The sequence below is a fragment of the Bacteroides caccae genome (genome assembly GCF_002222615.2).
In the GTDB taxonomy this organism is placed as follows: domain Bacteria; phylum Bacteroidota; class Bacteroidia; order Bacteroidales; family Bacteroidaceae; genus Bacteroides; species Bacteroides caccae.
Window position 1 is genome coordinate 1 of the sequence record NZ_CP022412.2, and the last position, 25,408, is coordinate 25,408.

General features: G+C 41.0%; 23 protein-coding genes. 8 read left to right on the top strand and 15 right to left on the bottom strand.

Annotation, left to right across the window (positions count from 1 at the left end; all coding sequences use genetic code 11):
- Positions 1-1,413, top strand: a complete 1,413-nt coding sequence (gene dnaA / locus CGC64_RS00005; RefSeq protein ID WP_005678738.1) for a chromosomal replication initiator protein DnaA — start codon at positions 1-3, stop codon at positions 1,411-1,413.
- A gap of 102 nt (positions 1,414-1,515) precedes the next feature.
- On the opposite strand, the gene CGC64_RS00010 is transcribed toward dnaA, so the two are convergent.
- A complete protein-coding gene (locus tag CGC64_RS00010) occupies positions 1,516-2,259 on the bottom strand; it encodes an NADPH-dependent oxidoreductase (protein ID WP_005678737.1) in 744 nt (247 codons plus the stop codon).
- 284 nt (positions 2,260-2,543) lie between these two features.
- On the opposite strand from CGC64_RS00010, the gene CGC64_RS00015 reads away from it, so the two are divergent.
- The 3 genes from CGC64_RS00015 (at position 2,544) to folB (ending at position 8,296) form a co-directional block, all read left to right on the top strand.
- Entirely contained in the window at positions 2,544-5,081 is a 2,538-nt protein-coding gene (locus CGC64_RS00015) for an adenosylcobalamin-dependent ribonucleoside-diphosphate reductase (RefSeq protein WP_005682664.1), read from the top strand.
- Between the two features lie 130 nt (positions 5,082-5,211).
- Positions 5,212-7,893, top strand: coding sequence for a 4-alpha-glucanotransferase (locus CGC64_RS00020; protein ID WP_005678735.1), 2,682 nt, complete (start codon positions 5,212-5,214; stop codon positions 7,891-7,893).
- 31 nt (positions 7,894-7,924) lie between these two features.
- The gene (folB, locus tag CGC64_RS00025) at positions 7,925-8,296 is read left to right on the top strand and encodes a dihydroneopterin aldolase (RefSeq protein WP_032855429.1); all 372 of its coding nucleotides are present in this window, start codon (positions 7,925-7,927) and stop codon (positions 8,294-8,296) included.
- A gap of 65 nt (positions 8,297-8,361) precedes the next feature.
- Here folB and CGC64_RS00030 read toward each other — a convergent pair whose 3' ends face one another.
- From CGC64_RS00030 to mtaB, 4 genes are read right to left on the bottom strand one after another with little or no spacing between them, the layout of a single operon-like run.
- Positions 8,362-8,883 carry a methylglyoxal synthase gene (locus tag CGC64_RS00030; protein WP_005678731.1) on the bottom strand — a complete coding sequence of 174 codons (522 nt, stop codon included), beginning with the start codon at positions 8,881-8,883 and terminating at the stop codon, positions 8,362-8,364.
- A gap of 4 nt (positions 8,884-8,887) precedes the next feature.
- Complete coding sequence (locus CGC64_RS00035; RefSeq protein WP_005678730.1) at positions 8,888-9,916, bottom strand: glycosyltransferase family 2 protein; 1,029 nt, start codon at positions 9,914-9,916, stop codon at positions 8,888-8,890.
- Complete coding sequence (locus CGC64_RS00040; protein WP_005678729.1) at positions 9,913-10,848, bottom strand: lysophospholipid acyltransferase family protein; 936 nt, start codon at positions 10,846-10,848, stop codon at positions 9,913-9,915. Before CGC64_RS00040 ends, CGC64_RS00035 begins: the two co-directional genes overlap by 4 nt.
- Positions 10,849-10,850: 2 nt before the next feature.
- The gene (gene mtaB / locus CGC64_RS00045) at positions 10,851-12,170 is read right to left on the bottom strand and encodes a tRNA (N(6)-L-threonylcarbamoyladenosine(37)-C(2))-methylthiotransferase MtaB (RefSeq protein WP_005678728.1); all 1,320 of its coding nucleotides are present in this window, start codon (positions 12,168-12,170) and stop codon (positions 10,851-10,853) included.
- Positions 12,171-12,280: 110 nt separating this feature from the next.
- On the opposite strand from mtaB, the gene CGC64_RS00050 reads away from it, so the two are divergent.
- Both CGC64_RS00050 and CGC64_RS00060 read left to right on the top strand, forming a co-directional pair.
- Complete coding sequence (locus CGC64_RS00050; protein WP_005678727.1) at positions 12,281-13,954, top strand: long-chain fatty acid--CoA ligase; 1,674 nt, start codon at positions 12,281-12,283, stop codon at positions 13,952-13,954.
- 158 nt (positions 13,955-14,112) lie between these two features.
- The gene (locus tag CGC64_RS00060; protein ID WP_005682658.1) at positions 14,113-14,328 is read left to right on the top strand and encodes a hypothetical protein; all 216 of its coding nucleotides are present in this window, start codon (positions 14,113-14,115) and stop codon (positions 14,326-14,328) included.
- Between the two features lie 85 nt (positions 14,329-14,413).
- On the opposite strand, the gene CGC64_RS00065 is transcribed toward CGC64_RS00060, so the two are convergent.
- From CGC64_RS00065 to rpsF, 8 genes are all read right to left on the bottom strand, one after another.
- Complete coding sequence (locus CGC64_RS00065; RefSeq protein ID WP_005678726.1) at positions 14,414-15,319, bottom strand: sugar phosphate isomerase/epimerase family protein; 906 nt, start codon at positions 15,317-15,319, stop codon at positions 14,414-14,416.
- 93 nt (positions 15,320-15,412) lie between these two features.
- Positions 15,413-16,276, bottom strand: a complete 864-nt coding sequence (locus CGC64_RS00070) for a 3-keto-disaccharide hydrolase (RefSeq protein WP_005678725.1) — start codon at positions 16,274-16,276, stop codon at positions 15,413-15,415.
- Positions 16,277-16,323: 47 nt separating this feature from the next.
- Positions 16,324-17,811, bottom strand: coding sequence for a Gfo/Idh/MocA family oxidoreductase (locus tag CGC64_RS00075; RefSeq protein WP_005678724.1), 1,488 nt, complete (start codon positions 17,809-17,811; stop codon positions 16,324-16,326).
- A gap of 11 nt (positions 17,812-17,822) precedes the next feature.
- The gene (locus CGC64_RS00080; protein WP_005678722.1) at positions 17,823-18,935 is read right to left on the bottom strand and encodes a Gfo/Idh/MocA family protein; all 1,113 of its coding nucleotides are present in this window, start codon (positions 18,933-18,935) and stop codon (positions 17,823-17,825) included.
- Between the two features lie 232 nt (positions 18,936-19,167).
- The gene (locus tag CGC64_RS00085) at positions 19,168-20,829 is read right to left on the bottom strand and encodes a DUF6377 domain-containing protein (protein ID WP_005678721.1); all 1,662 of its coding nucleotides are present in this window, start codon (positions 20,827-20,829) and stop codon (positions 19,168-19,170) included.
- 77 nt (positions 20,830-20,906) lie between these two features.
- Positions 20,907-21,350: a 50S ribosomal protein L9 gene (gene rplI / locus CGC64_RS00090; protein WP_005678719.1), complete on the bottom strand. Its 444-nt coding sequence runs from the start codon at positions 21,348-21,350 to the stop codon at positions 20,907-20,909.
- Positions 21,351-21,364: 14 nt separating this feature from the next.
- A complete protein-coding gene (gene rpsR / locus CGC64_RS00095) occupies positions 21,365-21,637 on the bottom strand; it encodes a 30S ribosomal protein S18 (RefSeq protein ID WP_004307964.1) in 273 nt (90 codons plus the stop codon).
- A 2-nt stretch (positions 21,638-21,639) separates the two neighbouring features.
- Positions 21,640-21,984, bottom strand: a complete 345-nt coding sequence (gene rpsF / locus CGC64_RS00100; RefSeq protein WP_005678718.1) for a 30S ribosomal protein S6 — start codon at positions 21,982-21,984, stop codon at positions 21,640-21,642.
- 160 nt (positions 21,985-22,144) lie between these two features.
- Between rpsF and CGC64_RS00105 the strand changes: the two genes are divergently transcribed.
- A complete protein-coding gene (locus tag CGC64_RS00105; protein WP_005678715.1) occupies positions 22,145-22,591 on the top strand; it encodes a MarR family winged helix-turn-helix transcriptional regulator in 447 nt (148 codons plus the stop codon).
- A gap of 140 nt (positions 22,592-22,731) precedes the next feature.
- On the top strand, positions 22,732-22,908 hold the full coding sequence (locus CGC64_RS18895) for a hypothetical protein (protein ID WP_005678714.1): 177 nt from the start codon (positions 22,732-22,734) through the stop codon (positions 22,906-22,908).
- Between the two features lie 78 nt (positions 22,909-22,986).
- On the opposite strand, the gene rprY is transcribed toward CGC64_RS18895, so the two are convergent.
- Positions 22,987-23,688, bottom strand: a complete 702-nt coding sequence (gene rprY / locus CGC64_RS00110; RefSeq protein WP_005678712.1) for a response regulator transcription factor RprY — start codon at positions 23,686-23,688, stop codon at positions 22,987-22,989.
- Position 23,689: 1 nt separating this feature from the next.
- On the bottom strand, positions 23,690-25,237 hold the full coding sequence (locus CGC64_RS00115; RefSeq protein WP_005678711.1) for a sensor histidine kinase: 1,548 nt from the start codon (positions 25,235-25,237) through the stop codon (positions 23,690-23,692).
- Positions 25,238-25,408 lie beyond the last annotated feature (171 nt).

The following is a 25,408-nucleotide window of genomic DNA, read 5'->3' on the forward strand; positions in this document are numbered from 1 at the left end:
ATGATTGAATCAAATCATGCCGTACTTTGGAACCGCTGTCTCGAGGTAATTAAAGACAATGTTCCCGAGACGACATATAATACTTGGTTTGCCCCGATTGTTCCATTAAAATATGAGGACAAAACATTGATCTTGCAGATCCCGAGCCAGTTTTTCTATGAAATTCTGGAGGAGAGATTCGTAGATCTAATCCGCAAGACATTATATAAGGTCATTGGCGAAGGCACCAAGTTGATGTACAACGTCATGGTCGACAAGACTTCGATTCCGAATCAAACCGTGAATCTCGAAGCAAGCAATCGTTCTACCGCTGTTACTCCCAAAAGTATATTTGGTGCCAACAAAGCACCCAATTTCCTGCAAGCTCCTGCTGTTCAGGATTTGGATCCACACTTGAACCCCAACTATAACTTTGAGAACTTCATCGAAGGATACAGCAACAAACTGTCAAGAAGCGTTGCCGAAGCCGTAGCACAAAAACCGGGAGGTACCGCTTTCAACCCGTTATTCCTCTATGGAGCTTCCGGAGTAGGAAAAACGCACCTTGCAAATGCAATCGGCACGAAAATCAAAGAAATATATCCCGAAAAAAGAGTTTTATATGTTTCGGCGCATTTATTTCAGGTTCAATATACAGACTCAGTACGTAACAACACGACCAACGACTTTATCAACTTCTACCAGACTATTGATGTACTTATCATTGATGATATTCAGGAGTTTGCCGGAGTTACCAAAACTCAGAACAACTTCTTCCATATCTTCAATCATCTGCATCAGAACGGCAAGCAGCTCATTCTGACTTCCGACCGCGCTCCAGTGTTGCTGCAAGGTATCGAAGAACGTCTGTTGACCCGTTTCAAATGGGGTATGGTAGCCGAACTCGAAAAGCCGACCGTAGAACTTCGCAAAAATATCCTGCGTAATAAGATACACCGCGACGGATTGCAATTCCCACCGGAAGTGATTGATTATATTGCTGAAAATGTGAATGAGAGCGTACGCGATCTGGAAGGTATCGTTATTGCGATTATGGCACGTTCTACTATTTTCAACAAGGAAATAGATCTGGATTTGGCACAACACATTGTGCATGGCGTAGTTCACAACGAAACAAAAGCTGTAACAATTGACGATATTCTTAAAGTCGTATGCAAGCATTTCGACTTGGAACCGTCTGCCATACATACGAAATCCAGAAAAAGAGAAGTGGTTCAGGCACGCCAGATTGCCATGTACCTGGCTAAAAATCACACAGACTTTTCAACATCCAAGATAGGCAAATTCATTGGTAACAAAGACCATGCAACAGTACTTCACGCCTGCAAAACAGTAAAAGGCCAACTGGAAGTAGACAAGAGCTTTCATGCAGAAGTACAGGAAATTGAATCACTGCTGAAGAAGAGAAACTAAATCAACGATAAAAATAGCAGGTATTAAGTATTATCCATGTGTGTGCATATAAAGCAAATGTAACTGCGATAATACTTGATACCTGCTGTTTATTTCAAGTACTTATTTCAAAAAACCTTGTTGACGAAGTACTTTCAACAAGTTATCGGACATAAATTCATTATCTTTCTTTGTATAACGTATGTCTGTAAAAACCTGAGCAAGCGTTTCTTTCTGATTCTCCTCGATGAATTGTTTATTTTCAGGCAACGATTCCTTATAGGCATACAGTTTATCAATATCTTCGGATGTGTAGTCATGATAGGTTTCCTGATGTACAGCCGCTTCCAAAGGTAAACGGTCAACTTGTGCAGGGATACTGTCCGGGTAGCCTACCGTTATAGTTGTGAGAGGGAATACCAGCTCCGGAAGTTGCAGAGTATCAATAATCATCTGCGGATTATAAGTAGTTGTTCCCAAATAGCAGATTCCCAGTCCGGCTTCCTCTGCCAACGTACAGAAGGTCTGGGCAACAAGCAAAGTATCCATGGCGGCATTCATAAAAGACATTAAATTGTCATAGCCCGGTACAGCTTTTCGTTGTTCGCACCACTTACAAAAACGACGGAAATCGGCACAAAAAGTAAGCACGACCGGTGCATTTTTTACCATTGGCTGGTTAAAATGTGCAGGCGAAAGTTTCTCCTTCATTTCTGTATCACGCGTGACAATTACACTATAAAGTTGCATTCCTCCCATTGTAGAAGCACGGAAAGAGGTTTCAAGCAAATCATTTAACAAATCGGGAGCGATATCTTTTGGTAGATATTTCCGAATAGTTCTTCTGTTCTTTACGGTTTCAAACATATATTTTTTTTGCAAAGATATAAAAAGAAAAATTCATTCCACTATATCGACAGAAAAGAATAGTTTTCTTTTTGGAGAACTTTAACCTTTAAACCTTTCTACGATTTCATTGTTTATCAATTACTTAGCAATGACAAATGGAAAACTTGCAACCTGTTAATAAATTATTTCATTTTTATTTTGATAGATGAAAAAACATTCTTAGATTTGCAACCACATTTGTTAATGATAAGTAAACTTCTACACATTACTTATTAAAAATAAAATCTAAGACACATAACATCGTGGAAAAACAAATTTATTCTTATGATGAAGCCTATGAAGAATCTTTACGATATTTTCAAGGCGATGAGCTTGCTGCCAGGGTTTGGGTAAACAAATACGCAGTCAAGGACTCTTTCGGAAATATTTACGAAAAGTCTCCGGAAGATATGCATTGGAGAATTGCAAATGAAGTGGCACGTATCGAATCTAAGTACCCGAACGGCCTGACTGCAAAGGAACTATATGATCTATTGGATCATTTCAAATATATCGTTCCCCAAGGCAGCCCGATGACAGGCATCGGTAATGATTATCAGGTGGCTTCATTATCCAACTGCTTCGTAATCGGAGTGGACGGCGCCGCAGACTCTTATGGTGCTATCATCAAAATCGACGAAGAACAAGTGCAATTGATGAAAAGACGTGGTGGTGTAGGTCACGACCTGTCTCACATCCGCCCGAAAGGTTCTCCCGTTAAAAACTCGGCTCTTACTTCTACCGGCCTTGTTCCGTTCATGGAACGTTATTCCAATTCGACCCGTGAAGTTGCCCAGGACGGACGTCGTGGCGCGTTGATGTTAAGTGTGTCTATCAAACATCCGGATTCCGAAGCATTCATTGATGCAAAAATGACGGAAGGAAAGGTTACCGGAGCAAATGTATCAGTCAAACTGGACGATGCTTTCATGCAGGCTGCCGTAGAGGGCAAACCTTATGTACAGCAATATCCCATTGACGCTGCCAATCCTGCATTCACAAAAGAAATCGACGCTTCTACCCTATGGAAGAAGATCGTACATAATGCATGGAAATCAGCAGAACCGGGTGTATTGTTCTGGGATACGATTATCCGTGAATCTGTGCCCGATTGTTATGCTGATCTGGGTTACAAGACAGTATCTACTAATCCCTGCGGTGAAATACCATTGTGTCCTTACGATTCTTGCCGATTGCTGGCTATCAATCTATATTCTTATGTAGTGAATCCGTTCAAGCCGGACGCATATTTTGATTTTGATTTATTCAAGAAGCACGTGGCTCTGGCTCAGCGCATCATGGATGATATTATCGACCTCGAACTGGAGAAAATCGAGCGTATCATGAAGAAGATTGATGAAGATCCGGAAAACGAAGAAGTGAAACGTGCGGAACGTGTACTTTGGGAAAAGATATATAAGAAGAGCGGTCAGGGCCGTCGTACCGGTGTGGGTATCACTGCCGAAGGCGATATGCTTGCTGCTTTAGGATTGCGTTATGGTACGGAAGAAGCAACAGAGTTCTCTGAGAAAGTACATAAGACAGTGGCTTTGGGTGCCTATCGTTCTTCTGTCGAAATGGCAAAAGAGCGCGGTGCTTTTGAAATCTACAATAACGAACGCGAACAGAATAATCCGTTCATCAAACGCCTTGCCGAAGCTGATCCGGAGCTATATGCAGAAATGAAGAAGTACGGACGCCGTAACATTGCGTGTCTGACTATCGCTCCTACCGGTACAACCAGTTTGATGACGCAGACTACTTCAGGTATCGAACCTGTATTCCTGCCTGTTTACAAACGTAGAAGAAAGGTCAACCCGAATGACACCAATGTACATGTGGATTTCGTTGATGAAACAGGAGACGCATTCGAGGAATACATTGTATTCCACCATAAGTTTGTTACATGGATGGAAGCGAACGGTTATGATCCTGCCAGACGCTATACACAGGAAGAAATTGACGAACTGGTTGCCAAATCACCTTACTATAAAGCTACCTCCAATGACGTAGACTGGTTGATGAAAGTGAAGATGCAGGGAAGAATCCAGAAATGGGTTGACCACTCTATCAGTGTAACTATCAATCTGCCGAACGATGTAGACGAAGATTTAGTGAACCGGTTATATGTAGAAGCATGGAAATCCGGTTGCAAAGGCTGTACGGTATATCGTGACGGTTCACGTTCCGGAGTACTGATTTCTACAAAATCAGAGAAAAAAGAGGAACTTCCTCCTTGCAAACCGCCTACGGTAGTAGAGGTACGCCCGAAAGTTTTGGAAGCTGACGTTGTCCGTTTCCAGAACAATAAGGAAAAATGGGTGGCATTTGTCGGATTGCTGGACGGACATCCTTATGAGATCTTTACCGGTTTGCAGGATGATGACGAAGGTATCTTGTTGCCTAAGAGTGTGACTTGCGGGCGTATCATCAAGAATGTGGACGAAGATGGAACAAAACGTTATGACTTCCAGTTTGAAAACAAACGCGGATATAAGACTACTATTGAAGGATTGTCCGAAAAGTTCAACAAAGAATATTGGAATTATGCCAAATTGATTTCCGGCGTACTCCGCTACCGGATGCCGATTGAACAAGTAATCAAGCTGGTCGGTTCGCTCCAGTTGAACAGCGAAAGTATCAATACCTGGAAAAATGGTGTGGAACGTGCATTGAAGAAATACATTCAGGACGGAACGGAAGCCAAAGGAAAGAAATGCCCGAACTGCGGCAACGAAACTTTGGTTTATCAGGAAGGCTGTCTGATTTGTACGACTTGCGGCGCTTCCAGATGCGGATAAACATACTCGTATGTTAATTAATATATAAACAAAAGGTTAAAAGGAGTCCGGTGCGGCTCCTTTTATTTTTTATTCAAAAAAATGTCTTATACTTGCAGTATCATTAGTATCCAATCAAAATCTAATATATATGATTTTATCATTTAATATAGAATACCGCACCAACTGGGGAGAAGAGGTCAGAATTGCCGGGCTGTCTCCGGAATCTGTCCCTTTGCATACCACAGACGGTATCTACTGGACGACAGAACTGGAATTCGAAGTTCCCAACGAAGGATTGACAATTCATTACAATTACCAGATAGAACAGAACGGAATTGTGACCCGCAAAGAATGGGACAGTTTTTCCCGATGTCTTTTCCTGTCCGGTACCTCCAAGAAGAAATATAGAATCAATGACTGCTGGAAGAATATTCCCGAGCAATTATGCTTTTACAGTTCTGCTTTTACAGAAGCCCTGCTGGCACATCCTGAAAGGGAAGAAATTCCGCAAAGTTACAAAAAAGGGCTGGTTATCAAGGCTTATGCTCCACGTATCAACAAGGATTACTGCCTGGCAATCTGCGGCAATCAAAAGGCATTAGGCAACTGGAATCCGGAGAAGGCCGTCCTCATGAGTGATGCAAACTTTCCGGAATGGCAGATAGAACTGGATGCAAGTAAACTGAAGTTCCCGCTGGAATATAAGTTTATCCTCTATAACAAACAGGAAAAGAAAGCGGATTGTTGGGAGAAGAATCCTAACCGGTATTTAGCCGATCCGGAATTAAAGACCAACGAGACACTAGTAATCTCCGACCGGTATGTCTATTTCGATATTCCTGCATGGAAAGGAGCAGGTATGGCTATACCCGTATTTTCCTTAAAATCAGAAAAGAGCTTCGGAGTCGGGGATTTCGGTGATCTGAAACGGTTGGTTGACTGGGCTGTATCTACTCATCAGAAGGTGATACAGATTCTGCCGGTCAATGACACAACAATGACACACGCATGGACTGATTCTTATCCTTATAATAGTATTTCTATTTATGCTTTTCACCCGATGTACGCGGATATAAGGCAAATGGGAACGCTCAAAGACAAAGAAGCGGTAGCAAGGTTCAACAAAAAACAAAAAGAATTGAACAGTCTGCCGGCCATTGACTATGAAGCAGTCAACCAAACCAAATGGGAGTATTACCGCCTATTATTTCGGCAGGACGGAGAAAAGACATTATCTTCCAAAGGTTTCAAAGAGTTTTTCGATGCCAATAAAGAATGGTTGCAACCGTATGCTGTTTTCAGTTATTTACGGGATGCCTACAAAACACCGAATTTCCGTGAATGGCCTAAATATTCTACTTACCATGCAAAGGAGATAGAAAAGATGTGCCAGCCGGAGACGGCAGATTATCCGCATATCGCCCTTTACTTTTATATTCAGTATCATCTGCATTTGCAGTTATTGGCCGCTACCCAATATGCCCGCGAGCAAGGTGTCGCACTGAAAGGAGATATCCCTATCGGTATCAGCCGGAATAGTGTGGAAGCCTGGACGGAGCCTTATTATTTCAACCTCAACGGACAAGCAGGTGCACCTCCCGATGATTTCTCGATAAACGGACAGAACTGGGGATTCCCTACCTACAACTGGGATATCATGGAAAAGGACGGTTACCGCTGGTGGATGAGACGTTTCCAAAAAATGGCGGAATACTTCGATGCTTACCGGATCGACCATATTCTCGGCTTCTTCCGTATTTGGGAAATACCGATGCACGCTGTACACGGCTTATTAGGACAATTTACCCCTTCTCTCCCTATGAGCCGGGAAGAAATTGAGAGTTTCGGTTTTACATTCCGTGACGAATATCTGCTTCCTTATATCCATGAGTCTTTCCTCGGGCAAGTGTTCGGGCCGCATACCGAATTCGTGAAACAGAACTTTCTTCAAACAACTGATGTATCCGGTATCTACCACATGAAACCGGGATTTGAGACCCAACGGGAAGTGGAAAATTTCTTTTCCGACAGAAAAGATGAAGACAGTATTTGGATTCGGGAAGGACTTTATTCTTTAATTAGCAACGTACTGTTTGTTCCGGACAAGAAAGAGGAAGGAAAATATCATCCCCGCATCGGAGTACAGCGCGACTTTATTTTCCGTTCATTGAGTGAGGTAGAAAAGAATGCTTTTAACAAGCTCTATGACCAGTATTATTATCACCGGCACAATGCATTCTGGCAGCAACAGGCAATGAAGAAGTTACCACAACTGACACAATCCACCCGTATGTTAGTTTGCGGAGAAGACTTGGGAATGATTCCCGATTGCGTTGCATCGGTAATGAACGACTTACGCATCCTTAGCCTGGAGATTCAGCGAATGCCTAAGAATCCGTTGCACGAGTTCGGACATCTGAGCGAATATCCATACCGATCTGTCTGCACGATCTCTACTCACGATATGTCCACTTTACGTGGTTGGTGGGAAGAAGATTACCAACAGACCCAACGTTATTATAATACGATTTTGGGACATTATGGTATTGCTCCAACTGTTGCAACCCCCGAACTATGCGAGGAGGTGGTACGTAACCATCTCAACAGTAACTCAATTCTCTGTATTCTTTCCCTGCAAGACTGGTTGTCGATTGACGGAAAATGGAGAAATCCCAATGTGCAGGAAGAACGGATCAACGTACCGTCGAACCCGAGAAATTACTGGCGATATCGAATGCATCTCACATTGGAACAACTAATGAAGGCTAAAGAACTTAATAAGAAGATAGGCGAACTTATCAAATATACAGGGAGAGCTCCCCAAAAATAAGACTAAAATAATGGGAGATACCAAGAATAACATGAAGATAAACAACAGTACTATTTTTTTAAAAGATATCCGTTGCTACGCCTACCACGGAGTAGCACCACAAGAGAATCTTATCGGAAATGAGTATGTCATTGACCTGAAACTCAAAGTAGATATCAGCAAAGCCGCACAAACGGATGAAGTGGCAGATACAGTCAACTACGCCGAAGTACATAATGTGATAAAAACCGAAATGGCGATTCCTTCCAAATTGCTGGAACATGCCGGTGGCAGAATCGTACAAAAACTTTTCGAGACATTTCCTGATATTGAGGAAGTGGAGCTTCGCCTTTCTAAGCGGAATCCACCTATGGGAGCAGACATTGATGCCGCAGGCATTGAGTTGTATTGTAGTAGAAAATAAAAGGGTATCCAGCTTGGGATACCCTACAAATTATATTCTTTCTGCAATTAATCTTCCGGAAGTTTCTATTTCTTCTTCTTTCTTCTATTCACAGATTCCACAGCCTCCGTCACGACAGGCTTATTCTCGAAACGTTTCGTATAACCGGAATAGTCGGGATGAATACGTTCGTAATCAGGATCCATAAATAAAGGACTGGAGATTATATGGTCAGCCGTCGAACGGTTACAACAGAAAACTATGTTTTCCACACCTGCCAGACGGGTTAATGCTTTTACATCCGTATCATGCGGTTGCAGTGTCATAGGGTCAGTAAAGAAGAAAAGATAATCAATCTGACCGTCTACAATGCGCGATCCCATTTGCTGGTCACCTCCCAGGGGACCGGATTTTAGAATCGTAAAATCCCATTCCTCATCCGGATGTTTCTCCTTCAGTGCTTTCAATATTAAGGTACCGGTAGTACCTGTACAATAGAATTTATTTCCCATTAATAGTTCTGAATTCCATAATACCCATTCGATGAGATCTTTCTTCATGGCATCATGTGCTACCAGCCCGATACCTTTTCTAACTTTTGATTCCATTTCGTTATCCTTTTAAGTCCGACAATTGAGAGAATCGTTTGCATCCTCTCACATAAAACTGCCACAAGATACTATTTTTTGTCCGTTCAGGTATCAGATCCAACCTTTTTTTTCTCATATTTTCTTCACGGGAAGAAGAAAATGAAGGACGAATCTGCTTATATTCTTTCCTTGCACGCATCACGGCACAAGCATTATCCCAATCGCCTTTCAGCAAAAAAACAAATGCCGCCACATAGTCCAGGCAAGCCCGGATACGCATCACTTTATTTAACTCCTCTGCCGGGAGATTTTTATACAACATGACAAGGTTATTACGGAAATTAAGAAAGGTCTTTCGGGGGTTCTCTTTTTTAAGTGTAGCCCCACCTACATGATAGACCTTACTTTGAGGGACACAAACAATCTCCCGTCCGCGAGAGCGTAACCTCCAGCACAAATCAATTTCTTCCATGTGCGCAAAGAAACGTCCGTCCAGTCCGCCCACTTCCTTATAATCGGCACGACGAATAACCAAAGCCGCGCCTGTTGCCCAAAAAACGGGAATGACCTTATCATACTGGCCTTCATCCTTCTCAACCACTCCCATTATACGTCCACGACAAAAGGGATAACCATATTTATCCAGAAAGCCACCTGCCGCCCCGGCATATTCAAAATGATCTTTTTGCCGCCAGCTCCGTATTTTCGGTTGGCAGGCAGCAACTTCCGGATGAATATCAAGATACGCAATCATCGGTTCCAACCAATGTTCCGTTACTTCAACATCCGAATTTAAAAGAACAACATAGTCGGCTTCCACCTGCTGTAAAGCCAAGTTGTATCCGTCTGCAAAACCATGGTTCTGATCCAATAGAATCACCCTAACCGAAGGAAAATCCTGTCGGAGCATCTCCACCGAAGCGTCCGTAGAACCATTATCAGCCACACAAACCTCTACCCCCTCTCCTTTCGAATACCGGACTACCGACGGAAGAAAAGTGCGAAGCATATCACACCCGTTCCAATTCAAAATGACTACTGATACTTTCATTGCTTTTGCTTCTCTTTCAGCCTTTCTTTCTCCTGTTCCACGATGTCCGCCCATTCTTCTCTGGAGGCTTTCCAACGCTTATGCGACCACAGCCAATAAGCCGGCTCCCGACGGATTGTCTGTTCCAGATACCGGGCAAACATTTCAGTAATTTCTCCTTCGGCTGTATCCTTAGGAGTTTCCGTCATCAATTTAAATTCCGCTTCACAGTATCCTCTGCGTTTCTTAGTCAGTTCACAGTAAAAGACCGGGAAATTCATCATCTTGGCAATCCGTTCCGCCCCATTCAAGAAAGCTGTTTCCTGACCTAAAAATGTAGTCCAATACCTGTCATTACCACTAGGCCACTGGTCGGTTATCAAACCGACAACCATTTTCTTTCCTTCACGTTTCAACTTTATAATCTCCCGTGCAGTAGAATGCTTAGGAATATTGTATCCCCCGAAACGAGAACGGATACGTTTAAACAGTTCATCCAGATATTTATCTCTTAATGGCTTATAGACCTGTACGGGTACATCTCCCGGCTTCATTATTGCTCCCATTCCGATCAACCACTCATAATTGGCATAATGCGGAATCATCACAATAATCCCGCCATACTTCTCCGTCAGTTCGAGATATTGTTCCGTATTCTTGTAAATCATCCGTTGGCAAAGATCTTCAGCCGACATGTGCAGAAGTTTTAAGTCTTCAAGCATATAATCCGACAGATAACGATAAAATTTACGCTCTATCTGCAACCTTTCAGCGGGAGTCTTTTCCGGGAATGACTTCGTCAAGTTTCCTCTGACAACCTTACGGCGATATTTTCCCACATAATACATCAACAGATAATTGAAATCCGAAAGTATATACAGAACCCGGAAAGGAAGAGCTGAAAACAGCCACATTCCAGTGGATACCAGCCAATAGATAAATCTCGATTTCATACTTATATCAGAATTGTACCTTTAAGTGCTGTCTTATCTTCGTTAAAATCTCCCAAACGGACATTGATTACCTGATTATCCAATGAGTTGTCCGCTTCCACTTCAACACGGATATAGTTCTCCGTAAACCCATGCATCGGAGTCCCCGCTTTTGATTTTTCCATTAAAACCGACATTGTCTGCCCGATATGTCGGGCGTAAAAAGCCTGCGTTTTCTCATCAGAAAGCGCTAACAGCCGCTGACTGCGCTGATGTTTTTCTTCCGGAGAAACAACATAGTCTATTTTCAATGCCTGCGTGCCGGGACGTTCGGAATAGCTAAACACATGCAACTGTGTCACATCCAATCCGGCGATAAACTGATAAGCCTCCTCGAAGTATTCCTCCGTCTCGCCGCGAGTACCCACAATCACATCAACACCGATAAAAGCATCCGGCATCACTTCCTTAATCTTTTTCACCTTCGATGCGAAAAGAGCGGTATCATAACGACGACGCATCAATTTCAACACCTCATCGCTACCGGATTGCAACGGAATATGAAAATGAGGCATAAAACTACGCGAACGGGATACGAACTCAATAATTTCGTCTGTCAGCAGATTTGGCTCAATGGAAGATATACGGTAACGTTCTATGCCCTCAACCTGATCCAATGCTTTTACAAGATCAAAAAAGGTTTCTCCTGTTGTCTTACCGAAATCTCCGATATTGACACCAGTCAATACAATTTCTTTTCCGCCTTCGGCAGCAGCTTGCCCAGCCTGTTCCACCATAGAAGCGATTGTTCCGTTACGGCTACGCCCACGGGCAAAAGGAATCGTACAATACGAACAAAAATAATCACAGCCATCCTGCACTTTCAGGAAAAAGCGGGTACGGTCTCCACGGGAACACGAGGGTGAAAATGAACGGATATCTTTGGTTGCAGTAGTAAAAGCCTCTCCTTCTTCATGTTTTTGCAGGTTGCCGAGATACCGGAGCAAATCACTTTTCTGTTCAGCACCCAACACGACATCCACTCCTTTTATCTGTGCCACATCGCCGGGTTTCAGTTGCGCATAGCATCCGGTCACTACCACAAAAGCACCGGGATGTTGTTTTACCAACCGATGAATGGCCTGCCGGCACTTCTTGTCCGCCATTTCCGTCACCGAACAGGTATTTACCACACAAATATCTGCTTTTTCTCCTTTACGCGCAGTTCTGACCCCTGCTTCACGCAAGATTTTACCGATAGTTGAAGTCTCTGAAAAATTCAATTTGCAGCCTAATGTATAATAAACGGCTGTCTTATTTTGAAACACAGTGGTATCTATCATAAGCTGTTATAAACACATATTTCGTGCAAAGTTACACATTATTATTAGTAAAACACTTTAGGATACGAAAGTTTATTCCTATTTTTGCACAATTCACTAAAAAACGTGCAATGATTAAAGAGAATTTCATTAAACTATACGAAAACAGTTTTCGTGAGAATTGGGATTTGCCCTGTTACACCGATTATGGAGAAAATACCCAATATACGTATGGTCAGGTAGCCGAAGAAATCGCCCGTTTACACCTGTTATTCAAACATTGTAGCCTCCGAAGAGGAGATAAGATCTCCGTTATCGGCAAAAATAATGCCCATTGGTGCATCGCCTATATGGCAACAATTACATACGGAGCAATCATTGTCCCTATCTTACAGGACTTTTCTCCAAACGATGTTCACCATATTGTCAACCATTCCGAATCAACTTTCTTATTCACCAGTGACAATATTTGGGATAACCTGGAGGAAGAAAAACTCACCGGATTGCGTGGTGTATTCTCATTAACCGATTTCCGTTGTCTCTACCAACGGGACGGAGAAACCATACAGAAATTCCTGAAGAATCTTGATAAAGAAATGCATTCTTCTTATCCGCAAGGATTCAGCCGTGAAAATATACAATATACCACTTTATCCAACGATAAAGTAATGCTCCTAAACTACACTTCCGGAACGACCGGTTTCAGTAAAGGAGTCATGCTGACAGGTAACAACCTGGCAGGAAACGTCACTTTCGGTATTCGGACCGAGTTACTGAAAAAGGGAGATAAAGTGCTTTCTTTCCTCCCGCTCGCTCATGCATATGGCTGTGCATTTGATTTTCTGACAGCGACAGCAGTCGGAACCCATGTCACCTTGCTCGGTAAAATCCCTTCTCCCAAAATCATTATGAAGGCCTTCGAGGAGGTGAAACCCAATTTGATTATCACTGTTCCATTAGTCATCGAAAAAATATACAAGAACATCATTCAGCCGCTCATTAATAAGAAAGGTATGAAGTGGGCACTCAACATCCCCTTGCTTGATACGCAAATCTACAATCAGATACGCAAAAAACTGATTGATGCGCTGGGTGGCCGTTTCAAAGAGATTATTATCGGCGGCGCAGCTATGGACAAAGAAGTGGAAGAATTTTTCTACAAAATAAAATTCCCTTTTACTATTGGTTATGGAATGACAGAGTGTGGTCCCCTTATCAGTTATGCTCCATGGAATGAGTTCGTTCTAGGCTCCTCCGGAAAGATTCTGGATATTATGGAGGCACGCATCTACAAGGAAAGCCCGGAGGCAGAAACCGGAGAAATACAAGTCCGGGGCGAAAATGTAATGGTGGGATATTATAAGAATCCCGAAGCTACAAACGAAGTATTCTCCGAAGACGGCTGGCTACGTACCGGCGACCTCGGCACAATGGATGCAAACGGCAACATCTTCATTCGCGGACGATTGAAAACAATGATTTTAAGTTCAAGCGGGCAGAACATCTTCCCCGAAGAACTGGAAACCAAACTCAACAACCTGCCTTTTATCCTTGAAAGCCTTGTTATCGAGTACAACAAGAAATTGGTGGCACTTGTTTATGCTGATTATGAAGCATTGGACTCTCTCGGGTTGAACAATCCGGATAATCTGAAAACAATTATGGATGAAAATCTGAAGAATCTGAATAACAGTGTGGCTGCTTATGAAAAAATCAGCAAAATCCAGCTATATCCTACAGAATTTGAAAAGACTCCGAAACGGAGTATCAAAAGATATCTATATAACAGTATTACAATAGATTAGCATGTTTTAAAACATAAAGTGAAGGTATATTAACCAACCTTCCGAAAAAAAACATAAAAAAAGTTGGCTTTTAGAGAACAACATATTGAAAAAGTACATACCTTTGCAGCGTTTTAATAAAGCAATTGATTGTATTACGTTTTTAAAAAGCAAAGAAAATGAAAAAATTAGTTTTAATGGCAGTAGCTATCGTAGCTGTATCATTCGCATCATGTGGTAACAAAGCAGCAGACGCTGCAAAAGCAACTGCAGATTCTATCCGTATCGCTGACTCAATCGCAGCAGTAGAAGCAGCAGCAGCTGAAGAAGCAGCAGCCGCAGCAGCAGCTGATACATTGGCAACTGATAGCGTAGCAGCTGAAACAGCTGAATAATTCAGAAACTGCTAGAGAGAATTGAAAGTCTGACATGCGAAAGCATGCACAGACTTTTTTTATATCTTAAATCCAAGTAATTACGCTATTTAGTATAGGACTTCTCTACAAAAGGAGCATTTAATAAATAATCAAGGCTCACCTCTACGCTTTCCTCTACCGGCATACTATATTTTTCTATCTCAGCAACAAGATATTGAACTCCCGCTGTCTTTGCATTCTTAAAGATAGCATCAAAACCGACCATTCCACTTTGCCCGATTTCTCTATGATCTTTGATATGGAATATCTTGAACCTACCGGGATACTTATTAAAGTAATCTACCGGACTGTTTTGTCCGCGAACGACCCAATAAACATCCATTTGGAAGAAAACATATTCATGATTCGTATGTTCCAGCATATAGTCATACATCACCTGACCTTCCACTTTCTGAAATTCATGCGCATGATTATGATAGCCAAACCGCAAGCCTTGTTGGTTGCAGCGCTTACCTATTTCATTGTAATAAGCACAATAAGTTTCCAAATCCTTCAATGTTTTAGGAACATCCATCCAGGGAGCTACGATATATTTCATTCCTGCTGCCTTATGGTCGGCGATACACTGATTCCACCATTCAAGTGATTTTGAATAATCACCGGAAGCCAGTTCCTCTTTCGACAATCCACGTGTGCAATGCGAAGACAAAACTTTCATTCCGGCCGATTCGACATCCTTCTTGAATTGTCGGGGAGTTCTATCATAAAATTTTCCATTATTATAATTAGCCGCTTCAACACCGGTATATCCCATTTTTGCCAATTTCGCGAGAATGGCAGTATAAGCCGGATCACATTTTCCGTCCTTATTGTCTACCCTATTCAATATATCTCTAACAGAATAGAGCTGAATAGCCACTTCTTTCTTAGTTTTCTTAGTCTGTGCCGTCACTGCAACCGGAATCATCAGAAGAGCAGCTAACACACATAAGCAAATTCGAGTCTTCATATAATTAGATATCAGGAGTTTACAATGATTCAAATTCCACAAGCAAACAAACATAAATTCATTCACTTGCGGAATTTCGAGTTATCTATGTGATTAGTCCAATACCTTCACGCGGATATTACGGAACCAAACATCATCGCCGTGATCCTGCAATCCGATAAAACCTTCGTGATTATCACCACCACAGTTATTCAGCAGTTCAAATGCCAAAGGCCATTTTTCTTCACTAAATTTACTTGCCTGCAACATATCAGTCCATTGTTTTGTCCACAGATGATACTCAAGTACATTCTCATCATTTTGTCCATGGACAACTGTACCTTTATAAACCATAATCTTAGCCTTGTTCCATTCACCGAACGGCTTGGAGTTTTGAGGAACTGCCGGAATCATGTCATACAAAGAAGCCGACTGACGATTGTTATCCTTACCCAATTTTGCATCCGGATGATTGGCATTATCCAAAATCTGATATTCAGGTGCAGAAATATAGATAGGTTCAAGCACATCATTCCCGTCTTTATCCTTAGAAGTAATTTCCTGAGCTAAATACAAGATACCGGAATTACTACCTTTAGCAACCTTCCACTCCAACTCCAATTCAAAGTTTTTAAACTTATGAGCAAAAATCAGGTCGCCGCCATCAGCGTCTTGCGCTTCACCGCCACCGGTTCCGTTAAATTTGATACAACCGTCTTCAATAGTCCATTTAGCAGGAACTTTGTCTTTTCCATAACCACGCCATCCGTCAAACGTCTTACCATCAAAGATCGTGATGTAACCGTTTTCATCAACAGGCAATTTCAGACTATCCGTTTCGGGTGCTTTCAATGATTTTGAATATGCCAATGCTACTTCATTGGGTTGATCGGCCTGAGCACTTCCTGATTTCTGACCACCGCAAGCAACCAAGGCTCCTGCTGCAAGACAAGCTAAAGGGTAAAATACTTTCTTCATACTAATAGTTATTTAATTTTTAATCTTTTAATTTCTTTCATCTATTCTTACCGAGGCATATCGGGCAATCTCCACCCTTCACGATAATTATGTTTCACCAACTCGGCAGCAAACTGTTTTGCATTAACCGGATCTGTCCAAGTCTTGTCAAATGTCGGGTGACCGTCGTGAATCTTGAATCCGTCTTTTACACAAGTTCTAAGAGTTTCCGTATCACTGATATTCGTAAAGCACATATTGACACCGTCCCATTCCAACGTTTTGTTCAAACCCTGCAAGCGGATAGCCAATACTCCCATCACTACCATTTCATTCATCGGACCTGCCTCCGAGAAGTCAGACTTAGTCATGACGCGGCTTGACTTATCTTCTTTACAGGCACGTACCCAATCCATTTCGTGACCACCATTCATCGCATTCGGTACACGGCGGCAAACTTTCGGAGCATTCGGCACGCGGCCCGACAACAAGAATGGCTGCTGACCGTAACATCCACAGATCAATGTATCTTTTGTTCCGTGAAAAATAGTCAGCCCACCACCAGGCCCCATTAGCTGTTTTCCTTCCGGAAATCCTTTCGGACGTTCAGGCATCATACCACCGTCATACCAATGAACTTCAACTTCCGGCAACGCAACTTTCGGCATATTATCACGGGCAGGGAAAATCATTTTCACATGCTGTGCCTGCGGAGCACAAGCACTCAACAACAAAGTAGAAGAACCTTCCACCTTTGTAGGGTAGCCCAATTTCAGAGCTCTGAACGGTTGATGCAGGATATGACAAGCCATGTCACCCAACGCACCTGTTCCATAGTCCCACCAGCCGCGCCAGTTCCAAGGGTGATAAATTTCATTATACGGATTCAACTTAGCCGGACCGGTAAATAAGTCCCAGTTCAAGGTACCAGGAATACGGTCCGCCTTTTCTGGAGCATTTAGTCCTTGCGGCCAGATAGGACGGTCAGTAGCACATTCCACCTTAGTCACTTCACCTATCTCACCATTCCATATCCATTCACAAACTAAATCTGTCCCTTCATCGGATGCTCCCTGATTACCCATTTGAGTGGCTACACCAGTCGAAGCAGCTAATTTAGTCAACAAACGAGATTCATAAACAGAGTGAGTCAAGGGTTTCTGGCAGAATACATGTTTACCCATTGTCATTGCATCGGCAGTGATGATAGCATGCGTATGATCGGCAGTAGCAATGATTACCCCATCAATGGATTTACCCATTTCCTCATACATCTTACGGTAATCCCAGTATTTCTTTGCTTTCGGAAATTCATCGAATACCCTTTTTGCATATTTCCAGTCCACATCACAAAGAGCCACAATGTTTTCCGTACCCTTTACTTTATTGATATTGGCATGCCCCATGCCACCAATACCTACGGCTGCAATATTTAATTTATCACTGGGAGACACGTGTCCGTGGCTCATACCTAGAATAGAGCTTGGAGCAATGGTAATGCCTGCCAAAGCCATAGCGCCCGTTTTAAGAAAATCTCTTCTCGAAATGTCTGACATAATTAGTAATTTTAAGGGTTTGTTATTTGTGGTAGATTACTATGTAGCAATCCGTATCCATTTTTCATATTTTTTCTTCGTTCCCGGATTTGTTCAAGCGTACGCAGATCACCGATAGCCGGTAAATCGTGCATATGTGCGTTTTGGAGGAATTTCCATGCATATTCGGATGCAATAGCAGAGTCGCGCAATAATGGTAAGCGAGGGTCCCGTTGCCCGGCTTCGATAGAATCGGCAAACAAATCACATAATACATCAATATTTTTGCCACCGAAAGGTTTCTCAACGCGAAGTGTCTGGTTCACCCCATGCAAATCGACTACAGCGGTAGTAAAGTCATGTGTCATGCGTACAATGCCCTCTGTTCCGATAATATCGACGTATGAATTATGTGTCTGGTCTTTAGATAATTGTCCATAAACGAACCCCTGCGTAATATCAAAAACTACTCCATTCTGAAAAGTCCCGTGACATTGAATCCACCATGGGTCTTTGTAATTCCACATATTCACTCCTTGGGCGTTCCATGTCCGATATTCACATCCGGCATACGAACGGGCAATATCTACATAATGCATGCCACAATCATGGAAAGCAGGACCTTCATATTCATGCCCTTCACCCGGTGCTAATCCAGGCGTCATGTGGCAAATACGAATAATAGCCAACTCACCGATTTCGCCCTGCCGAATATATTCTTTCATCAGGTTATGATACCAGGAATTTCGCAGATACAAATTCACCGTAGAAAAGACATCTGAACTTTCGGCCATTTCCACGACTTTCCATTCATTTTCCATTGTATCTGCAACAGGCTTTTCTGCAATGATATGTTTTCCATATCGAATGGCCTTTTCTATTTGTTCCATTCGGGAGTCAGCTAATGTAAAAAGCCCGACAACCTGCACACTTTCATCTTCAAAAATTTTCTGATTATCTTCTATTACATAAGATTCCGGAGATAATTCTTTTGCCAATTCACGTGATGCAGGATTCGTATCACAAATATAGGCAATATCCCATCGCCCACTTTTCCGCATCGCATCCCAATAGAATCTTCCCATTCTACCAAAGCCGATTATTCCTACTTTTATTTTCGTGCCTAGCGAGAATTGTGTATTCATAAAACATAGCAAATTTAAGTGCAAACAATATAAATCGGTCAATTTTCATTATCAAGCTAATTAACCGGAAACTGATATTGCAAAACTAGCCAAATAAACAATACTTCATTTAGCTTACACGAATTTATGTAGACTTAAAAAATATACTATCACTTAATAATCAACACATTAAGCATTCAAAGGAGGGCTAAAAATGTAGAAAGATTGGAATTTTTTTTGTGTGATTCGAGGTTTATCTTTCATCTATGAGACAAATTTTCATAATTTCATTTTCAAATTCATCCCGATCAACAGCAGATTTATTCCTCATTTTTGTACGATAGTTGTAAACAGTACTAGTAGAGCAACGAAGGAAATTTGCTATCTTCCCACTATCCGAAATTCCCAAACGTAACAAGGCATAGATACGAAGTTCCCTATTCAATAATGTATCAGTTTTTAAGACAATCCGTTCTTCTTCTTTCAACAAAGCATTGAAATCGGAAACAAAAGTGGGATACAAATTAAGAAACACCCTATCAAAACGGGCATATAATGCGTTAAGTTCCTCATCAATAAGTGCCGACGATTTTAACTTCTTAATTAGTTCATCATAATATTTATTGATAGCATATTTATACAGAACATTCTGATATTTCTCCATTTTACTGATATAACTGAAACATACATCAAAAAACTCGGCTATATAATGTTCCTTTATATTATTAGTTTCCGACAACTGATTATTCTGTTCGTTCAACTGATTATTCATAGTATTCAGTTTCTCGTTCAATCGCAAAAGTTTTTCATTACTCTGCACCAACGCCCGCTTTATCTTCAGAATCTTTCTCATCTGAATATAAATACATATCACCAACAAGACCAAAAGAAAAAGAATGATACTGGTTGAAATAAGAAAAGTAATCAAATTTGATTTTGACCGGGCCTCCTCTGTCTGGTAAGCAGTATTAATAATAGAATAGAACTTATAAATTTCCATTGCACGGAAATGAATACCGGAAGAAACAACATCATCAATAGCAGACTGTGTAAACTTAAAAGCGTCAGACAAATTCTTTTCTTCGTACTGTATCAATGCCAATGCTTGCAAGGAAGCGGTTTCCCGTGTTGCGTTCCGGATATCCGCAATAGCAGACATCATCAGGTACTTTTTTCTCTCATCCATTTTTTTCTGATGCCAGCAGAAGGATGCATACGCATGAGTAATCATGGCATAATGAGGCGTCCCCACTTCCTCCGTATCTAATAATTCCTGAAGGACTGTTTTCGCTTTTATGGAATCGCGCCCTCCATAATAATATGCTCGGGATAATTTATAATCAAAAGAAGTTTGATCCAGAAGAGATAGTAATGAATCCTGATATACTGCCCGCTGCTTCCCATAGCGACTATTGGCAGTGATAGAGTAATACTCCCAGAAACGGGAATAAGTTTCATAATAAACAGATAATAAATCTTTGGAAAGTTCTGAGGTTTTTATTTTTTCCAAAATCAACTCCGCATCCCTATACCGACCGCACATAGAATATAAAAGACTAAGCTGTAAAGATGACTGGTTCTTTAAATCCCTGTTATTCAATTTACGGGCAATCTCTAAATTCTGATCGACATAATGAATGGCCGAATCAACGACAAACTTCTTATATTCGTTACATAACTGAAAATTTATCTTATATTTTTGTTCAAGAGTCAGGCCTGATCCCTTCAGCAGACATTTAATCCGATTGATCCGTTGCTCTTTTTGTTGAATGAAGAGTGGTTTTTCATCTATCATCCTGCGCAATGAATCCGCTAGAGACTTCAATTCATCATTCGCATAAAGAGCACTGCCAATTCCTAAAGTAATCAGCAGAAGCAAAAATTTCTTCTTCAGAAAACGACATTTGAATCTCATAATATTAGCAGGAATAATAAAAAAAGCGATTTATTCATCAGAACAAATCGCTTTTCGTATATGAAGTAAATTTGCTCTTATTCTGCAACTACTTCGAAAGGAATTTCAACAGAAACTTCTTTGTGAAGTTTCACTACTGCTTTGTAGTTACCTACTTCTTTCACAGCGTCTTTTACAACGATGATCTTTCTGTCAACTTCGTGACCCAGCTTAGCCAAAGCTTCAGCAATCTGGATATTGCCAACAGAACCGAAGATAGTACCGGTTGAACTTACTTTAGTTGCAATAGTCAAAGAAACACCTTCCAACTTAGCAGCTGTTGCCTCAGCATCTTTCTTGATTTTCTCAAGTTTGTGAGCACGCTGTTTCAGTTCTTCAGCCAACATTTTCTTTGCAGAAGGAGAAGCGATCACCGCTTTTCCGGTTGGGATCAGATAATTACGACCGTATCCGGATTTCACGTTTACGATATCGTTCTTATAACCCAAGTTTACAATGTCTTCTTTTAATATAATTTCCATACTTTTCCTCCTTCTTATTTCATCATGTCAGTTACATAAGGCAACAATGCCAAGTGACGAGCTCTCTTCACAGCCTGCGCGATACGGCGTTGAAACTTCAAAGAAGTACCCGTGATACGACGCGGAAGGATTTTACCTTGTTCATTCAAGAATTTCTTCAAGAATTCAGGATCTTTGTAGTCGATGTACTTAATACCGCTCTTTTTGAAACGGCAGTATTTTTTCTTCTTAACGTCTACTGACGGCGGAGTTAAATATCTGATTTCTGATTGAACTTGTTGTGCCATGATTAATCCTCCTTTTTGTTTGATTTAACACTTCTTCTTTTAGCAGCATATTCTGCAGCATACTTATCCATCTTAAAAGTCAAGAAACGGATAACGCGTTCATCACGACGGAAATTAACTTCCAACTTGTCAATTACAGTAGGATCTGCATTGAACTCAATCAGTTGATAAAAACCTGTAGACTTTTTCTGAATTGGATAAGCCAATTTCTTCAGTCCCCAGTTTTCTTCATTGATAATCTCAGCACCTTCAGCTTGAAGAATACCTTTGAATTTTTCTACCGCTTCCTTCATCTGAACATCAGATAAAACGGGAGTTAAAATGAAAACGGTTTCGTATTGATTCATACTTCGTTTAATTAAATAAATAAATTATTTGATTTTAAATGCGGGTGCAAAGTTAGACAATTTATTTTGAACTACAAACATTTAATCTTTTTTTGTATCCGAATGTAGGAATTATCCGAGAAGTGGCTTACCTTTGCAAAGTTGTTTAAACAATAATTTCATGATAGAGCAATTTAACTTTGATATCCGGCTTATATTCGCCATACTGAATGGCAAAGTTTCCGCAGCAATCAATCGGAAACTATACCGTAACTTCCGTCAGAATGGATTGGAGATCAGTCCGGAACAGTGGACAGTGCTTATTTTTCTATGGGAAAAAGACGGTGTTACCCAACAAGAGTTGTGTAATGCAACTTTTAAAGACAAACCCAGTATGACCCGCTTGATAGATAATATGGAACGCCAACACCTTGTCGTGCGCATTTCCGATAAAAAAGACCGTCGTACCAACCTGATCCACCTGACCAAAGACGGGAAGGAGTTGGAAGAAAAGGCGCGTATCATAGCAGGGCAAACACTGAAAGAGGCACTCCATGGTATCACCCTCGAAGAACTGAGTATCGGGCAGGAAGTGTTGAAAAAGGTATTCTTCAACACGAAAGATTAAACTGTAAAACAACCACACAATTCATAAAATCCACTAAATCCTGTCTTTATAATGGATTTTTTATCCAAATAATTTCGCCCGTTAAAGAATTATGCTTTAATTTGTGACTGGAATATAATAATCTATTAAAATACACACACATGAAAGGCTTATTAAAGAACTTAGGATTGATATTAATCTTGATCGGAGTAGTTATCCTACTGGCTTGTTCATTTACAGGCAATGTAAACAACAACGCCATTCTGGGTACCTCAGTAGTACTGGTAGTACTGGGACTCATTTCTTATATCGTTATTAATAAGAAGATCGCTGATTAATTTCGTAGAAATCAATAAAAAATCCCGAAAACGAATGTTTCCGGGATTTTTTATTTCCAGCTATCGGATGTCTTTTCATTAAGATTCAACCTCCGGTGTAATTAACTTGTAACCCTTTCCGTGAATATTGATAATCTCAATAGAATCATCTTCTTTCAAGTGCTTACGCAATTTCGTAATATACACGTCCATACTACGTGCATTGAAATAGTTATCGTCAATCCAAATTGTTTTCAAAGCAAAGTCACGTTGCAGAATCTCATTTGCATGTGCGCAAAGCAAGCCTAGCAATTCAGATTCTTTCGTAGTCAACTTAGTTTGTTTGCCTTCCGTAGCCAGAATTTGCTTCTGAGTGTCAAAAGTAAACTTACCAATCTTATAGATATTGCTTTCTTTGTTCTTCTTTCCACGAACACGTCTCAAGATTGCTTCAATTCTAAATGTCAATTCTTCCATACTGAACGGTTTGGTGATATAATCATCCGCACCAATCTTAAATCCTTCCAGGATATCTTCTTTCAGCGTTTTAGCTGTCAGGAAGATAATAGGAATTTCAGCATTCGCTGCACGGACATCTTGTGCCAGAGTGAAGCCATCTTTTTTAGGCATCATAACGTCAAATACACACAAGTCATATTTATTCTTCAAGAAAGCCTTATAACCGGCTTCTCCATCAGGATATAACTCAGCAGAATAACCTTTTGCCTGTAAATATTCTCTTAAAAGCATGCCAAGATTTTCGTCATCCTCGCATAATAAAATACGCAGTTTCTCGTCCATATCAATTATTTTTTAATAAAGGTAATGCAATAATAAATTTAGTTCCCACGTTCAGGTCACTTTCCGCCCGGATCGTCCCCTTATGTTCTACGATAATTTTCTTCACATAAGCCAATCCTAAACCAAAGCCCTTCACATCGTGCAGATTACCTGTATGTACACGATAGAACTTTTCAAATATCTTTTTCAGGTTCTCCTTCTTGATACCAATACCGTTGTCCTGTATCGAGATCATCAGTTTACCCGACTCATTCCACGTTCTTACTTTCAGTTCCAAATCCTCTTCCGGCTTCTTATATTTCACCGCATTATCCATCAGATTAAAGATTACATTTGTAATATGCATCTCATCCGCAAATATAACAGGATCAGTAGCCTCAAGGTTCGATGTTATCTTACCATTATACCGTTCCACCTTCAATGCAAAAGTGTTGACAACTCCCGTAATCAATTCGTTCGCATCAATCTCTTTCATCTTCAAAGTCGCCTTCTGACGGTCGAACATCGACATCTGAAGCACTTTTTCCACTTGGAAACGCAACCTCTTGGTTTCATCATTAATGACTCCCGATATATGCTGGAACATCTGTGGAGATTTACCTACCGCCGGATCTTTCAACATTTGTGCCGCCAAGGAAATGGTCGATATCGGTGTCTTAAATTCATGTGTCATATTATTGATAAAGTCATTCTTCATCTCCGTCAGCTTCTTCTGCCGGAATACGATATAAATCGTAAAGATAAATGTCACCAACAATACCAGCGTAAATATCAACGACGGAATCATGAAGCTCACCGAATCAAAGAGATAATCCCTTCTCCCCGGAAAATGAACTTTCAAAACACTCGTCTTTGCAGGTGGATCATTCTTAAACAATGCCTGCTGATAAGCCTCATCACTTCCTTTCTCTTCATAGTCCGCACAACGATAAACACTTCGTCCTTCTTTATCAAGCACTTCATAATGGAAAGGCAGATCTATACCATTATTATATAAATTCGCTTGCAAATAACCGTTCAAATCCCCGAACCGAACCCGTTCTCCAATTGATTTGTCACTTGCACGCCTAATCATATCCAAGACCACCTCATCCAGCAAAGCCCGCTGATACATATAGCGATTCTTAATAGCCTCCAACATCGAATTAGAAGTCTGGGGAATCGTATTTCGCCCACGTACCATTACTTTAGGAAGTTCGGACGGTTTGATAGTCATTACTCTCATTTCAAAATCAGAAATAATTTTTCCATCCCGTGACTTCACTTTGAATCGTTGTGTTGACTGAACCACATCATCCTGTCTTAATGAAGAATTATTCTCAGTCAGAGCTTTTCTTTCTGCTTCTGTAATATCTTCAACCAACCAACGCTGGGTTTCAGCATATTCTACATCCTTGGAAACCTGGCTCAAACTATTGCGTACAGCCGAGTCAAACTGTTCCTTCCGGGTTTTCATCATTTCCTCTATATAACTTACCTGCAAATACAGCAGGCTAAGGAAGGAAAGCCCCATTACAATACCTAATATCCAAATTGTTGACTTCTTCATAGCAACAAAATTAACACTCCCTAATTAACACTCCTAACACATTAACTTGATTTAACCGGAACTTTCCGGAAATTAACCGTAAGAGGCTATTTAGGTTGTATTCTGATTACTACAACAATAAAACCCCTTCTTTGGTTTGCAAATTTAATAAAAAATTAAATCTTTTCCTTG